Annotated in this window: 11 protein-coding genes; 9 read left to right on the top strand and 2 right to left on the bottom strand. The window is 61.1% G+C overall.

What is annotated here, in order from left to right:
• Positions 1-16 precede the first annotated feature (16 nt).
• The 7 genes from LQ215_RS24025 (at position 17) to LQ215_RS23995 (ending at position 10,516) form a co-directional block, all read left to right on the top strand.
• Complete coding sequence (locus LQ215_RS24025) at positions 17-370, top strand: DUF2934 domain-containing protein (RefSeq protein ID WP_230152877.1); 354 nt, start codon at positions 17-19, stop codon at positions 368-370.
• Between the two features lie 270 nt (positions 371-640).
• The gene (gene glgX / locus LQ215_RS24020; protein ID WP_230152876.1) at positions 641-2,800 is read left to right on the top strand and encodes a glycogen debranching protein GlgX; all 2,160 of its coding nucleotides are present in this window, start codon (positions 641-643) and stop codon (positions 2,798-2,800) included.
• A 249-nt stretch (positions 2,801-3,049) separates the two neighbouring features.
• Complete coding sequence (locus LQ215_RS24015) at positions 3,050-3,814, top strand: PIG-L deacetylase family protein (protein WP_230152875.1); 765 nt, start codon at positions 3,050-3,052, stop codon at positions 3,812-3,814.
• Positions 3,815-4,013: 199 nt separating this feature from the next.
• Positions 4,014-4,814, top strand: coding sequence for an endonuclease/exonuclease/phosphatase family protein (locus LQ215_RS24010; protein ID WP_230152874.1), 801 nt, complete (start codon positions 4,014-4,016; stop codon positions 4,812-4,814).
• A gap of 179 nt (positions 4,815-4,993) precedes the next feature.
• Complete coding sequence (locus LQ215_RS24005; RefSeq protein WP_230152873.1) at positions 4,994-7,417, top strand: autotransporter outer membrane beta-barrel domain-containing protein; 2,424 nt, start codon at positions 4,994-4,996, stop codon at positions 7,415-7,417.
• A gap of 293 nt (positions 7,418-7,710) precedes the next feature.
• Positions 7,711-8,628: an autotransporter domain-containing protein gene (locus tag LQ215_RS24000; protein WP_230152872.1), complete on the top strand. Its 918-nt coding sequence runs from the start codon at positions 7,711-7,713 to the stop codon at positions 8,626-8,628.
• A gap of 262 nt (positions 8,629-8,890) precedes the next feature.
• Entirely contained in the window at positions 8,891-10,516 is a 1,626-nt protein-coding gene (locus LQ215_RS23995) for an NADP-dependent glyceraldehyde-3-phosphate dehydrogenase (protein ID WP_230152871.1), read from the top strand.
• Between the two features lie 19 nt (positions 10,517-10,535).
• Here LQ215_RS23995 and LQ215_RS23990 read toward each other — a convergent pair whose 3' ends face one another.
• Positions 10,536-11,429 (bottom strand): DMT family transporter, encoded by an 894-nt coding sequence (locus LQ215_RS23990; RefSeq protein ID WP_230152870.1) that lies wholly within the window; start codon positions 11,427-11,429, stop codon positions 10,536-10,538.
• A gap of 133 nt (positions 11,430-11,562) precedes the next feature.
• On the opposite strand from LQ215_RS23990, the gene LQ215_RS23985 reads away from it, so the two are divergent.
• The gene (locus LQ215_RS23985; protein WP_230152869.1) at positions 11,563-12,000 is read left to right on the top strand and encodes an Lrp/AsnC family transcriptional regulator; all 438 of its coding nucleotides are present in this window, start codon (positions 11,563-11,565) and stop codon (positions 11,998-12,000) included.
• Positions 12,001-12,138: 138 nt separating this feature from the next.
• On the opposite strand, the gene LQ215_RS23980 is transcribed toward LQ215_RS23985, so the two are convergent.
• Positions 12,139-14,610, bottom strand: a complete 2,472-nt coding sequence (locus LQ215_RS23980) for a UvrD-helicase domain-containing protein (RefSeq protein WP_230152868.1) — start codon at positions 14,608-14,610, stop codon at positions 12,139-12,141.
• A 236-nt stretch (positions 14,611-14,846) separates the two neighbouring features.
• Here LQ215_RS23980 and LQ215_RS23975 point away from each other — a divergent pair, with 236 nt between their 5' ends.
• Positions 14,847-15,542 carry a pirin family protein gene (locus LQ215_RS23975; RefSeq protein WP_230152867.1) on the top strand — a complete coding sequence of 232 codons (696 nt, stop codon included), beginning with the start codon at positions 14,847-14,849 and terminating at the stop codon, positions 15,540-15,542.
• Positions 15,543-15,703: the final 161 nt, after the last annotated feature.

Here is a 15,703-nt window from a genome sequence, read left to right as displayed (position 1 = left end):
AATCAGGAGCACTGCGATGAGTACCGACGACAAACGCATTCGCGAATTCGCCTATCAGATCTGGGAGTCCGAGGGTAAGCCCGCCGGGCAGGAGGAGCGCCACTGGGAGATGGCGCGCAAACTGGCCGAAGCCGAAGCACTGGCGCCAAGCAAGCCGCCCAAGGCGACGAGCAAACCTGCGGCCAGCAAAACCGATGGCGCCAAGCCTGCTGCCGCCAAAAGCACCACGGCCAAGACTGCCGCAAAAAACACGACCCCCAAGGCCAAGCCTGCGGCCAAACCTGCTGCAGCGACTGCAGCGGTGGTGCCGCCGGCCAACAAAACAACCGACAAGAAGCCCCGGGCACCGCGCAAGCCGCCAGCGGTTTGATTTCATCTGCGTCATCGGTATCGAATAAGCGCTTCTTGTGTGGCGAGGGGATTTATCCCCGCTGGGCTGCGCAGCGGCCCCCATTATTCAGCCTTAATGTAACCGGCTGATTCGAGTTCACTCCTTTGGGCTTTTGCTCTTTGGGCTTTGGGCTTTGGGCGCGCTGCGCACGCCAGCGGGGATAAATCCCCTCGCCACAGGTGAAGGGCGCAGCCAACCCTTTCAAGTGAACCGCATCGCTGAATCTGTCTGTCTTTTGCAGGAGCAACTATGACCCGTCCAAAAAAAACCACGCCGCCGCCCGTGATCGAGGCTTCGCGGATTCGTGAAGGGCTGCCTTTTCCACTGGGTGCAACCTGGGATGGCCTCGGGGTCAATTTCGCGCTGTTTTCAGCCAATGCCACCAAGGTCGAACTGTGCATTTTCGATGATGCCGGCGAAGTCGAACTCGAACGCATCGAGCTGCCGGAGTACACCGACGAGATTTACCACGGCTATCTGCCGGATGCCCATCCGGGCTTGATCTATGGCTACCGGGTCTACGGCCCATACGACCCGGCGAACGGCCACCGTTTCAACCCGAACAAGCTGCTGATCGACCCGTATGCCAAGCAACTGGTCGGCCAGTTGAAGTGGTCCGAAGCCCTCTTCGGCTACACCATCGGCCATCCCGATGGCGACCTCAGTTTCGATGAGCGCGACAGCGCCCCGTTCGTCCCCAAGTGCAAAGTCATCGACCCTGCGCACACCTGGGGCCACGACCATCGCGTCAGCGTCCCCTGGGACAAGACCATCCTGTACGAGACCCACGTGCGCGGCCTCACCATGCGTCACCCTTCGGTGCCGGAGAACCTGCGCGGTACGTTCGCCGGGTTGATGGTCGACGATGTGCTGGAGCATATCCGCAAGCTGGGTGTCTCTTCGGTGGAACTGCTGCCCATCCATGCCTTCGTCAATGACCAGCACCTGCTGCACAAAGGCATGACCAACTACTGGGGTTACAACAGCATCGCCTTCTTTGCCCCGGACCCACGCTACCTGGCCAGTGGCAAGATTGCCGAGTTCAAGGAAATGGTTGCCCACCTGCACGAGGCCAACCTGGAAGTCATCCTCGACGTGGTCTACAACCACACCGCCGAAGGCAACGAACAGGGCCCCACCCTGTCCATGCGCGGCATCGATAACGCCTCGTACTACCGGCTGATGCCCGACGACAAACGCTACTACATCAACGATTCCGGCACCGGTAATACCCTGGACCTGAGCCATCCTTGCGTGCTGCAAATGGTCACCGACTCCCTGCGCTATTGGGCCACGGAGATGCACGTCGATGGCTTCCGCTTCGACCTGGCGACCATTCTGGGCCGTTACCATGACGGCTTCGACGAGCGCCACAGCTTCCTCGTGGCCTGTCGCCAGGACCCGGTGCTGCGCCAGGTGAAAATGATCGCCGAGCCTTGGGACTGCGGCCCCGGGGGCTATCAGGTGGGACACTTCCCGCCGGGCTGGGTCGAGTGGAACGACAAGTTCCGCGACACGGTGCGGGCCTTCTGGAAGGGCGACGACGGCCAGCTTGCCGATTTCGCCAGCCGAATGACGGCCTCGGGCGAGATGTTCAACCAGCGTGGCCGGCGTCCGTACGCCTCGGTGAATTTCGTCACCGCCCATGACGGTTTCACCTTGCATGACCTGGTGTCGTACAACGACAAGCACAACGAGGCCAACGACGAGAACAACCAGGACGGCAGCAATAACAACCTGTCCTGGAACCATGGTGTCGAAGGGCCGACGGACGATCCAGAGATCAACGCGCTGCGTCATCGGCAGATGCGTAACTTCTTCGCCACCCTGCTGCTGGCCCAAGGCACGCCGATGATCGTCGCCGGCGACGAATTTGCCCGTACCCAGCACGGCAACAACAATGCCTATTGCCAGGACAGCGAGATCGGTTGGGTCAACTGGGACCTGAGCGAAGATGGCGCCATGCTGCTCAAGTTCGTCAAGCGCCTGATCAAGTTGCGCCTGACCTATCCGATCCTGCGGCGCGGGCGGTTCCTGGTGGGTAACTACAACGAGGACATCGGCGTCAAGGACGTGACCTGGCTGGCCCCCGACGGCAGCGAAATGACCATTGAGCAATGGCAGGACGGCAACGGTCGTTGCCTGGGCATGCTGATGGACGGCCGCGCCCAGGAAACCGGCATCCGACGCAAGGCCGGCGATGCGACGCTGCTGCTGGTGGTCAACGCGCACCATGACGTCGTCAACTTCCGCTTGCCGGAAGTCCCCGAGGGCAGTTTCTGGACCTGCATGGTCGACACCAACCAGCCGACCGTTCGTGGCCAGGAGCGCTTCGATTTCGATTCCGAATATTCCGTCACCGGGCGTTCGCTGCTGCTGTTCGAACTGCAACGCGAAGAAGAGGAATGAAGTACCGGCTGTAAACAGCCATGAAAACCGCAAGGACGCGGTTTTTCGATGCAAACAGCCCAGCTTTAAGAAAAAAATGCAGTTCAGACACACATGTCACGAGACGAATCGGCCGACATGGTCAATACTTCGCATGCGGTAGTCTCCAGGATTCGGAGCGCTGTGAATCGCAGTCACGCCACTCGGGCGTCATCGGACAATAGGCCCGGTACATGGCTGAAAGATTGAATACACACAAGGACGTCCCTCATGAAACCCGCCTCTCGCTTGCCCGGCCGGCAGCATCCGCAAATCTGGAACAGTGCTGCACAGCTGGCCGATATTCCGATCATTAGTACCCAGACTCTCATTCCAGCTGGCGCCCGCGCCGTCGTCCTCTCCCCGCATCCGGGCGATGAGATCGGCGCCTGTGGCGGATTGCTGCAATTGCTGAACAACCTGGATCAACCCATGTTGCTGATCTCGGTTACCGATGGCGCCCTGGCCCATCCCGGCTCACCGTTGTGGACCGATGAGCGCTTGCGTACACACCGCCCTCACCCGCAGGAAAGCGTGGACGCCCTGCATCGCCTCGGCATCGCCGCCCATGGCCTGCAATGGGTACGCGGCGGCTTCCCGGAAAAGGCCCTGGCCGAACACGAAGTCGAGCTCACCGACTTTATTGCAGGTCACTTGCGCCCCGGTGACGTGGTGTTCAGCACCTGGCGCCAGGATGGCGACAGCGACCACGAGACCGTTGGGCGCGCCGGGGCCCTGGCCGCCGACAGGATCGGGGTGGCGTTCAACGAACTGCCGGTGTGGGCCTGGCACTGGCCGGTCCGCGAGCAAAATAAAATCCCCTGGCACCGTGCCCGCAAACTGCGCCTGGATGTCTGGACCACCGCCCGCAAGCGTCATGCCATGCATGCGTACGTCAGCCAACTCAACGGCGAATCGGCGAGCGGCATCGCCCCGCTGGTGCCCCGGGTCATCCTCGATAGGATGGGCATGCCGTATGAGATTGTCTTCATCTGACACCTACCTGTGATGGCGGTGGTTCAGATACACCGCTTTCGCGAGCAAGCCCACTCCCACAGGAGATGTTGCATACCCCCGCAAATCCAATGTGGGAGCGAGCCTGCTCGCGAAAGCGATCGGCAAGGCATGAAAAATCCGGAACTGCTGGCACCTTGGGTCAGTCGCATGAACAGGTACGTCTGATTCAGGAGCGAACGTGACTCAAGATCCCGACTGGCAGGCTGTCGAATCAACGCCATTGGACGCACCTGCGGCGGTTCATCGGCTGCGGATCCTGACGGTCAATACCCATAAGGGTTTCACCGCCCTCAACCGTCGTTTCATCCTGCCCGAATTGCGCGAAGCGGTGCGCAGTACCGGTGCCGACCTGGTGTTCCTGCAGGAGGTGCTGGGCGAACATGACCGCCACGCGTCACGCTACGACAACTGGCCCCAGACGTCCCAGTACGAATTCCTCGCCGACAGCATGTGGAGCGACTTCGCCTATGGCCGCAATGCGGTCTACCCCGATGGCCACCATGGCAACGCCCTGCTCTCCAAATACCCGATCCGCCAGTACCGCAATCTTGATGTGTCCATCACCGGCCCGGAGCGGCGCGGGTTGTTGCATTGCGTGCTGGATGTGCCCGGCCACGCCGAAGTCCACGGGATCTGCGTGCACCTGAGCCTTCTGGAAAGCCATCGCCAATTACAGCTCAAACTGCTCTGCCAATTGCTCGACTCGCTGCCCGAGGACGCTCCGGTGATCATCGCTGGCGACTTCAACGACTGGCAACTGCGTGGCAACCTCGCCCTCGCCCGCCGTGGCTACCTGCATGAAGCCTTCGAGCACCACCACGGCCGCCCCGCCAGGACCTATCCGGCCCGCTTCCCGCTGTTGCGCCTGGACCGTATTTACCTGCGCAACGCCAGCAGCCACGCTCCGCAAATCCTTGGCAACAAACCCTGGACGCACCTGAGCGACCACCTGCCGCTTTCGGTGGAAGTGCATTTGTAGAACGGGCCTCTTCCACTCTTCCTGTGCGCGTACCTGTAAGTTCTGACAGTAGCGACGCCATCTTTTCATTGCTAGGGTGCCATTCCATACAGCGAGTGTTGCCAGGCCCTGTGTGCCATCTGTCGTGCAACCGATGCTGAAACCGGCATTTGCGAAATGCCGATGCAGAGGGATAGCATATGATTCGGCACGATAAAGGATTCAATCGGCTGTTCAACGCTGTGTGGATATCAGCCCCCTTCCTGTTACCCGTCCCGGCCGCCATGGCCGCTTGTACGCTGACGCCAACCGCAGGCAATGACGCTTATGTCTGCGACAGCGGCACCAGCCCCGGGCTGACAGACCTCTCAGGTAACAACAGCCTGACGATGCCCGCCAACGGCAGTGGTGTCATTAGCGGCGATGTCATTTTCGACGACGGCGTCGACCGCATCGTGATCAATGCCAACGGTGTGATTGACGGTGATGTCGATCAAGGCTCGGCAGCCGACGATTTCGTCATGAATGGCGGCCGGATCCTGTCCCTGGCCCAGGGGGACGGTCTCGATACGTTCTTGATGACCGGTGGCACCATCGTCGACGCGTTCGAAGACGGCGACATTGCGAAGATGACCGGCGGCACCATCGGCCGGGTCGACATGAAACTCGATGACAACGTTTTCGATATGTCCGGCGGAAATATTATCGGCAACCTGGTGACCGGTTTCGGCCAGGACACCATCATCCTCTCCGCAGGGCGCATCGGCGGCAATGTCAGTGTCAGCGGCGGCAATGACAGCATCACCGTCAGCGGTGGCGAAATCATCGGCGAGGTCCGGGCCAGCGCGGGCGATGACCAGTTTCAGTGGAGCGGCGGACTCATTCATTCGGCTATCTTGATGGGCGACGGCAACGACACGGCGCTGTTGAGCAACCTCGATGAAAGCCTGCTCGCCACCACACCCAGCCTGAACGGTGGATTGGGCCAGGACGCCTTGACGTTCAGTGGCAGCACCTCCAGCACTGGCGCCCGCTACCTCAACTGGGAAACGATCAACCTCACCCAAGGCGCGCAACTGGACCTTGACGACACCCTGACCTTGGGGGACAGCGCCACCGCCACCGGGACGCTCAACATAGAATCCGGCAGCACGCTCACGTCGACCCAAGGCGTCATTACCCCTTTTACTGCCGGTCAGTTGGCGACGCTCAACAACGCCGGCGCGGTGGACCTCGCACAGGGCAACACCCGTACCAACGATACCCTCACCGTCCAGGGCAACTACGTCGGTAACAACGGCCAGTTGCACCTGCAAACGGTTCTGGGCGCCGACGACTCGCCCAGTGACAAGCTGGTGGTCAATGGCGGGACACTCACCGGCAGCACCGCCATCGCGGTCACGAACCTGGGCGGCGCGGGCGCGTTGACGACCCAGGACGGCATCGAAGTGGTCCAGGCCCAGGGTGGCGCGGTCAGTGATAGCGGCGCCTTTTCGCTGGCACAATCCGTCTCGGCGGGGGCGTTCGATTACCGCCTGTTCAAGGGTGGCGTGAGCGGCAATGAAAACAACTGGTACCTGCGTTCCACCGTGGTCGCCGGACCGATAGCGGCGCCCAGCCCGACGCTGCCCGCACTGCCGGCCGCAGTACCCGGTGCGGCGCCCGTCCCGTTGTATCGCCCAGAAGTGCCGACCTGGTCGGTATTGCCCCCGGCGGCGGCACAGCTGACCCTGATGGCCCTGGGCACGTTCCATGACCGTCAGGGTGACCAGCGCCTGCTCACGGAAAACGGCGCGTTTGGCGCAGGCTGGGGCCGGGTCTATGGCAAGGACCTGGATCAAACCTGGGCCGGCACGGTAACGCCGCGGTTCGATGGGTCGATCAAGGGTTTCCAGGTGGGCAATGACCTGTACAGCTCGCCACTGGCCAATGGGCAGACCCAGCGCATCGGTTTCTTCGTCGGCCATACCGAATTGAACGGCGACGTCGATGGTTTCAACCTGGGTTTCCAAGGACGGCGTGCCGGCAGGATAGAACTCGACGGCGACAGCTACGGGCTCTACTGGACGCTCACCGATCCCACTGGCGGCTACGTGGACGCCGTGGTGATGGGCACGCGACTGAACGGCGACAACCGCTCCGAGCGCGGTCTGAAAATCGACAATCGCGGGCACGCCCTGACCGTTTCGGCGGAGGCCGGCTATCCCTTCGCGGTCGCCGCCAACTGGGTCCTGGAGCCCCAGGTCCAGCTCATCCACCAGAAGGTCTCCCTGGACACGCAAGACGACGGGGTCTCCAAGGTCGAGTTCGATTCCGACGGTGCCTGGACCGGCCGTCTCGGTGCTCGCCTAAAAGGCCGCTACCAGGTCAGCGGCATGCCCGTGGAACCGTACCTGCGCGCCAACCTCTGGCACACGTTTTCCGGCACCGATACGGTAACGTTCGACGACACCGAGCGGGTCGAGACCCAACAGCGCGCGTCCACCGGCGACCTGGGCGTTGGCGTCATCGTGAGCCTGGCGCCCACAGTGAGCGTGTACGCCGCAGCGGACTACAGCAACAACCTCGACAGTAGCCAGCAACGCAGTGTGGCGGGCAATCTCGGGGTGCGGATCAGTTGGTAGGCAGGTTCCGCGACGATGATTTGACGCCCAAATATGCGCCTCAATAACCAATTGAAATCAGCGCTTTATTGCAGCTGATTTCATCTTGCCATTCATCGTTCATTTTCTTGACGCGCTGCCATCAGTCTTCTTGACTACACCGTACTACCCCCGGAAATACAGTCAGGGGCAGGCCTCTGGAACCCGCCAAGACGGGCCGCCAGAGGCTTGCCTCAATCCATTCGGTCGCCCCTCATTCGGGTAGGAGAGACGCCAAAAAGCGAGAAATGCATGCGATTGCAAGGCAGACCCCCATGAAAACTTCCCTCCGTGCGCAAGAGATCTCCACCACAACCCTGCACACCCTCTCCACTTCGTTGTTACTGCTTTCATCCCTGGAGGTACAGGCCTGGCCTGCCGAGGAGACAGCGCAGCCCTGGTATGGCCGGGCGCAGTCCGGCAACCTCAATACCGTAGCCATCGGCAGCGACCCTGCCTCCGGCAAGAGCCCCGCCCTGTTCACATTGCGAAACGACAGCGGCCATACCCAGCGCATGGGCCTGATCAGTGGACAAAACCAGATCATTTCAACGGGCAGCGGCCTGCTGGTGACGCCTGCCTTGGCCGAACCGGACAAAGCTACCCTGAACCTGAAAGGCTCGAGCCTCGGCGCCTATTGGAGCCTGACCGGCGCCGCAGGCTGGCACGTGGACCTGAGCGCCAGCGGCGGCCGGGTCAATGGCTACAGCCGCACCGAACAAGGCCAGCGCCAGGCCACCGAAGGCAATGCGGTGACACTGTCGGTCGAAGGCGGCTTTCCGATCGGCATCGGAACCCATTGGGTCGTCGAACCCCAGGCGCAGTTGATCAACCAGCGCATCACCCTCGACACAGCCAGTGCCGAGAGTGGCGCCGGCAACGAACTGAGCAGCTGGAGCGGCCGCGTCGGTGCGCGACTCAAAGGCAACTACCGAGTCAACAGTCTCGGCATGGAGCCCTATGTGCGAACCAACCTGTGGCACACCGTCCAGAACGCCGACACCTTGTCCCTGGATAAGGTCGACAAGATCAGCAGCAGCCGAAAATCCTCCACCGTCGAAGTCGGCCTGGGCCTGGTGGCCCGGGTCACGCCGGCGGTAAGCCTGTATGTCAGCGCCGACTACAGCAGTGACGTCGACGACAACGACCTCAACGGCATCATTACCAGCATGGGGGTACGGATGCGCTGGTGATGCCGATTCTGTAATCGATGCCCCCGCGTGTGTAGGAGCTGTGTAGGAGCTGTCGAGTGCAACGAGGCTGCGATCTTTCCCCAGACACTTGAGTCCCAAGCGAAAGATCAAAAGATCGCAGCCTTCGGCAGCTCCTACACAAGCCCGGCGCAAGCAATCTGCCGCCACTTAAAAAACACCTCCATTAAGGCGTATAACGCTAAAAGCGATTCATACCTGCAAGCCGTCCGCCCCTGGCTCATTTCATTGATGGAGTAACGACATGACCACAGCCCCTTTCCTCGCCAACCTGTTTCCCAGCACCACCGAGATCCCGGACGCCTACCGCCTCGAAGGCCGGATCGAACAGCGCGAATACCTGGTCGACGGTGTCCTGCAAACCTGGCAAGGACCACTGGCCGTCGTCCGCAGCCCCGTTTACCTGACGGGTGAGCTGGGCGATGAGCAGGTGATTCTCGGCAGCACGCCGCTGCTGGACGCCGAGACCGCTCTCACCGCCCTGGACGCCGCCGTGCGGGCTTACGATCGCGGCCAGGGCCAGTGGCCCACGATGCGCGTCGCCGAGCGCATCCGCCACGTGGAAACCTTCCTGGCACGCATGCGCGAGCAACGCGAGGCCGTGGTCAAGTTGCTGATGTGGGAAATCGGCAAGAACCTCAAGGATTCCCAGAAGGAGTTCGACCGCACCTGCGACTACATTGTCGACACCATCAACGCCCTCAAGGAACTGGACCGCCGCTCCAGCCGTTTCGAGCTGGAACAGGACACCCTCGGGCAGATCCGTCGCGTGCCCCTGGGCGTGGCCTTGTGCATGGGCCCCTACAACTACCCGCTGAACGAAACCTTCACCACACTGATCCCGGCCTTGATCATGGGCAACACCGTGGTGTTCAAGCCGGCCAAGCTCGGCGTCCTGCTGGTGCGACCGTTGCTCGAAGCGTTCCGCGACAGCTTCCCGGCGGGCGTGATCAACGTAATCTACGGCAGCGGCCGCGAAACAGTCAGTGCACTGATGGCCAGCGGCAAGATCGACATTTTCGCCTTCATCGGCACCAACAAGGCGGCCAGTGACCTGAAGAAGCTCCACCCACGGCCACACCGCTTGCGTGCTGCCTTGGGGCTGGATGCGAAGAACCCTGGGCTGGTGCTGCCGGAGGTCGACCTGGACAACGCGGTCAGCGAGGCGCTGACCGGCTCGCTGTCATTCAACGGCCAGCGCTGCACGGCGCTGAAAATCCTGTTTGTCCATGAGGATGTGGCGCCGGCGTTCATCGAGAAATTCAACACCAGGCTCGCCACCCTGAAACCCGGCATGCCCTGGGAGGACGGTGTGGCGCTGACACCGTTGCCCGAAGCGAGCAAAGTCGATTACCTGCATTCGCTGGTCGCCGATGCGCTCGCCAAGGGTGCAGAAGTGAAGAATGCCCACGGCGGCGAATCGCGAAGCTCGTTCTTCTACCCGGCAGTGTTGTACCCGGTGAACACAGCGATGCGGGTCTACCATGAGGAACAGTTCGGCCCGGTCGTGCCCATCGTGCCGTACCGCGACCTCAATACCGTCATCGATTACGTACTGGAGTCCGACTTCGGCCAGCAGCTCAGCATCTTCGGCACCAACCCGGCACAAGTCGGCAAACTGGTGGACATTTTCGCCAACCAGGTCGGACGCATCAACATCAACGCCCAGTGCCAACGTGGCCCGGACACCTTCCCGTTCAATGGCCGGAAGAATTCGGCCGAGGGCACCTTGTCGGTCCACGATGCGCTGCGCACCTTTTCCATCCGCACGCTGGTGGCCACCAAGTTCCAGGACAGCAACAAGGCGTTGATCAGCGACATTATCCGTGAGCGCGATTCCAACTTCCTGACCACTGACTACATCTTCTGACCCACGCCCGAACGATAGGCTACGACAGGGCTGGGCGCCGCGACTTGATGCCCCAGCCCTGTTGCATGCCGGCAGCCGCCAACAGGATCGCCGCCACGCCCAGCCATTGCAGCGGTTCCAGGCGATGGCCGAAGGCGAACCAGTCGACTAGGATCGCCGCGATCGGGTAGATGAACGACAGCGCCCCGGTCAACGCGGTCGGCAAGCGTTGTATGGCGCTGTACAGCAACACGTACATCACGCCGGTGTGCACCATGCCCAGGGTCAACAGGCTGGCCCAGGCCTGGGGGTGTTGCGGCAATGCCGAGAAGTTCGCCCAGGGCGCCAACAGCAACACGCCGGTGCTGACCTGGATCAGCGCGATCAGATGAGGTGGCGTGCCGGTCAGGCGCTTGATGATCAAGGCCGCGATGGCGTACAGCAATGCGGCCCCCAGCGCCAAGGCAATGCCCAGCAGATAGTCGCCGCCGCCCTGCCCTTGCTCACCATGGGCGCTGACGATGGCCAGCATTCCGAGAAACGACACCGCCAGCCAGAACAGTTTTTGCGCGGTGATTTTTTCCCCCAGGAACAACGCCGCCAGCCCCACCAACATGAACGGCTGGACGTTGTACACCGCCGTGCCGATGGCGATCGAGGCACGGGAATAGGAGGCAAACAACAAGACCCAGTTGCCGACAATCGCCATGCCGCTGAGTACCGCCAGCAGGAACGTGGTGCGGGTAAGGATGCCGGGGCGCAAAACGCCGAAGCCGGTGCAGATCAGCAGCAAGGTCGCGGCGCCGAACACGCAGCGCCAGAACACCACATCCAACACCGGCAGGCCGGAAACCAGCACGAACCAACCAATGGTTCCGGAGATCAGCATGGCGGCCGTCATTTCCAGCGAACCGCGGCGTAAGGTCTTGTCCATCTTCAGGCTCCTTCAGCAAGTGGGCACAGTATGCCGAGCCGACGGGGAGCTTCTCCATGGTTTGAAAAAGGCTAAACTGCGATTCGACCTTTTTTATCAAGGCAATTTCACACATTCGCCTAATGGAGTTGAAATGACTGACGACATCGATCAAATCCTCATCAGCGCCCTGATGGAAGACTCCCGACGCTCGCTCAAGGCCCTGGCAAACCTCAGCGGCCTGTCCTCTCCCAGTGTCGCCGAGCGCCTGCGCCGGCTCGAAGAACGTGGCGTGCTCAGGGGCTACACCGTCGAGGTGGACCCCAAGTGCTTCGGCTACCAACTCCAGGCCATCGTGCGTATCCGTCCGTTGCCGGGTCAGTTGCAGGAGGTGGAACGGCAAATCCAGGCCATTGCTGAGTTCACCGAATGCGACAAGGTGACCGGCGAGGACTGCTTCATCGCCCGCCTGCACGTGCGCTCGATGGAACAGCTGGATACCTTGCTGGACAAGCTCAATGTCCATGCCGAAACCAATACGGCCATCGTCAAGAAGACGACCGTCAAGCGACGGTTGCCGCCGATGGCGTAAGAACGTATTCCCCCTGTGGGAGCGAGCTTGCTCGCGAAGAGGCCAGCATATTCAACACCTTCGTCGACTGTGACATCGCCTTCGCGAGCAAGCTCGCTCCCATAGGGTTACGCTTGCAACGGATAGACACACCAAGTCTTATCCTTTACGAACACGGCGATGGTCAGCGAAAAAGGGCTTATCCGTGGCAATACGATCCGAGGCCTTGGGCCCATTGGCCGCCTGGCCGTCCTGGCCATCGACGTACCAGTAACAGTGCTGCACCGCACGCGTGATGCCCACATACGCCAGGCGCAGGATTTCATCTTTTTGCGCCGAGTCGTAGGGTTCGGCATCACCGTCCTGGCCCAGCCCGGCCATTCGATAAACCTGGTTCTTGTAGGGTGAACTGCTCAGGTGCTGGCAGTCGCCCAGCAGGAACACCGCATCGGCCTGGAGCCCCTTGGCACTGTGGTAAGTCATTTGCCTGAGCCGCCGAGCCTCGTACGGCAAGCTACAATCCACATTAACTGTCGACTGAATATGTTTTTCTATCAATAGCTTATCGCTGCTTTTTCGATACAGCATCAAGATGGAATCGCCCTTGTGGTAGTGCTCATCCAGCCTGCGCGCCAGCCCTTCGTCGTCCCGATCCAACACATTGACCGGGCTCAGCAAGCGAGATGCGCCGCTGGCCTTGGCCTTTTTACCCGGGATAGCCGTCGCAGCCCGCACGATGTGCTCGGCCGCATCGATGATGTGCTGGTGGCTGCGGTAGTTGTCAGTGAGCATCACCCGGGTCGTCGTCGGCGACGGGAATTGCTTGTTGAATGCCATGAAATAGCTCGGTGAACTGCCGCGCCAGCCATAGATCGATTGCCAATCGTCCCCGACACACAACAATGAAGAGCGCTGGGCGCCGCGTCCGACGTGCATCGCGGGACCACGGCTGCGTATTTCCCGAAGACTGGCGCGCAGCCAGGAGACGATCTGCGGTGACACGTCCTGGAATTCGTCGATCATCAGGTGTGAAAGCGGCCGGAGCAACGCGTCTCCCAGCAACTTGAAGTTTTCCGGCGAGTGCTCGCTGAACAGCGCAAACATGCGGTTGTAGGTCATCACCGGCGGCGATTGGTCGAGCAGATGGTCTTCGAATGCCCGCCAGTAGCGACTCAGCGCCTCGAAAAAATACCGATCAGGGTCATCCTGGGCAAAGGACATCCGACCCACGGCATCCGGGACGTCCAGGCCCAGGTTCTCGATAAAGCCTGCCGCCGCGACAAAACAGTCCAGCAATGGCGCTGAGCCCAGCTCGCCCTTGACCTTGTAGTCGAACCCAGGCCCGGCGCTGGCATCGCCGGCCATTGACGCCAATACACGTTTTGACGCCTCATAACTTTCCAGCCAGATCAGTGGCTTACGGCAGAAAGCTTGAAACAAGGTGCGCTTTACGGCCCATTCCGCGCGGATGCTCAACTTGGCGCCCGGGCGACTGAGCCGGGCGTCTTCCCGTGGATCGAACCCCAGTATCACCCAGGCATCCAGGGAAGGCGCGTAGCCATGGCAGTGGAACGTCGAACCGTTGATCTCAAACGTCTGTCGTTTCGGCTCGATGCCCTTGATCGGCCAGGCACCGGCGCGAAACCAAAGGTCTTCGACGGCATCGCACAATTCTTCGTCGCGCTGGGCCGCCAGCTCGGTCACGGCGACGCGCTTTTGCACATCCGGGTGATCGCGCTCCAGCTCCTTGAGCTGCAGCGCGTGGCGGGACAACGGCAGGATCAGCTCACGGAAACGCGCGTCACGCTGGTAAAGGTTGTAATAACAGGCGTTGAGTTGCTGGCGCTGGGCGTCGTTGATGCGCAAATCAAAGGGATTGCCCTGGGCATCATCGTCACCCGCTTCGGCGCGATGACTCAGGGTCTCGAAGGCCTGGAGCCGCTCGAACCCGGGCAGGCTGCGGACCATGGGCAAGATGCGCGAATGGAACGTGCGCACCAGGTCACGGGCCTCCTTGAGTCTGACGGTTCGCCCCCACAGGGCAAACACTTCGATCAGTTTCTGGATGAAATCCTTGCGCGATTCCCGGGTAAACGTCACCACGGTCATCGAGTCCAGTTCGAAACCCAGGTACTGGGACAACAGCACAATGCGCAGCACCAGGGTGGTGGACTTGCCCGCCCCGGCCCCGGCGACCACCGAGGTCGAGGGGGTGTCGCTGAAAATCATCTTCCATTGCGCGGCACTGGGTTGTGCATGCGCCGGCAGCAACCGGGCGACATCTGCCTTGAGGCGTTTCTTCAGCTCGGCGGTCAGCGGCAGGCGCCAGTCATCGAACAGCAGATCATCGACCTGCGGTGCCGGATGCTCGGTGCTGCGCGAATCACGGATCAACAGGACCTGGCGGCCCTCCTCAAGCCCTTCGGCCCGGCCTTCCTTGTAGCCATAGTCGAAACCGGCGGTATGACCGCTGCGGAAACCGTCGGCCTGGCCATGCAACCAGGAGGCGCGATGTTGGGCTCGCAGGCGTGTCAGGCCGTGGCCGAAGAATCGGGCGGCCAGGCGCTTGAACAGCGGCATCTGGGCCAAGGATAAAAGCTCGGGGGGAAGATCGGGAGTGTGTTGCGCCACGCTGGGACTCCGGTGTTCATGAACCATGACGGCTATGGTGTCTGTATTTGCCGCCAGGTTCCACCCAAAAGCTTTTAAGTCATGGGTTTAGGCGATGAAGTGAAAGTTGGCTCGCGATTTTATATCTAAATACACGATCACTTTGACGCGTTTTTTACGCTTTTTATCGATGTGTTCCTTGGGGAAAATAGCCCCATCAACCATCGCTTTCGCTGCTCAGCGAAAAGGACACGAACATGCTCGAACTCAGGCCTTTCGCCACCTTGGGCGCCGCCAACCACGGCTGGCTGGATGCCCACCACCATTTTTCGTTCGCCGAGTATTACGACCCACGGCGTATGAATTGGGGCAACTTGCGAGTCTGGAACGATGATGTCATCGCTCCCGGCAGCGGCTTCCCCCAACACCCGCACCGGGACATGGAAATCATCACCTATGTGCGCGAAGGCGCGATCAGCCACCAGGACAATCTGGGCAACAAGGGCCGTACAGAGGCCGGTGATGTCCAGGTCATGAGCGCAGGCACCGGGATCGCCCATAGCGAATTCAACCTGGAATCGACGGCCACCCGCATTTTCCAGATATGGATCATCCCCAACGAACAAGGCCTGGCACCGTCATGGGGCGCCAAGCCGTTTCCGAAGGACTCGCGCGAGGGCTTCGTGACCTTGGCCAGTGGCAAGGCCGGCGATGACCAAAGCCTGCGCATTCGCGCCGACGCACGACTCGTAGCGGCCAATCTCAAGGCGGGTGAAAGTGTGGAGTATCGACTGGACGCGCCACGTCGAGCTTATCTTGTACCGGCAACTGGATTAATAGAAATCAATGGCTTGCGTGCACAAGCTCGAGACGGAGTTGCGATTGAAGATGAACGGGTATTGCGGGTGACCGCCATTGAAGACAGCGAAATCGTGCTTGTCGACCTGGCCTGAACCCTTCAACACCAGCAGCACTGGGCCCCTTGTAGCTCTTGTAGCTCTTGTGGCTCTTGTGGCTCTTGTGGCTCTTGTGGCGAGGGAGCTTGCTCCCGCTCGGTTGCGCAGCGACCGCCAAAAATAGCGGGACTGCTGCGCACCCCAGCGGGAGCAAGCTC

The sequence above is a fragment of the Pseudomonas brassicacearum genome, assembly GCF_918698105.1.
Classification (GTDB): domain Bacteria; phylum Pseudomonadota; class Gammaproteobacteria; order Pseudomonadales; family Pseudomonadaceae; genus Aquipseudomonas; species Aquipseudomonas brassicacearum_F.
Note: the sequence above shows the minus strand (reverse complement) of the source record. Positions and strands in the feature narration are given on the sequence as shown.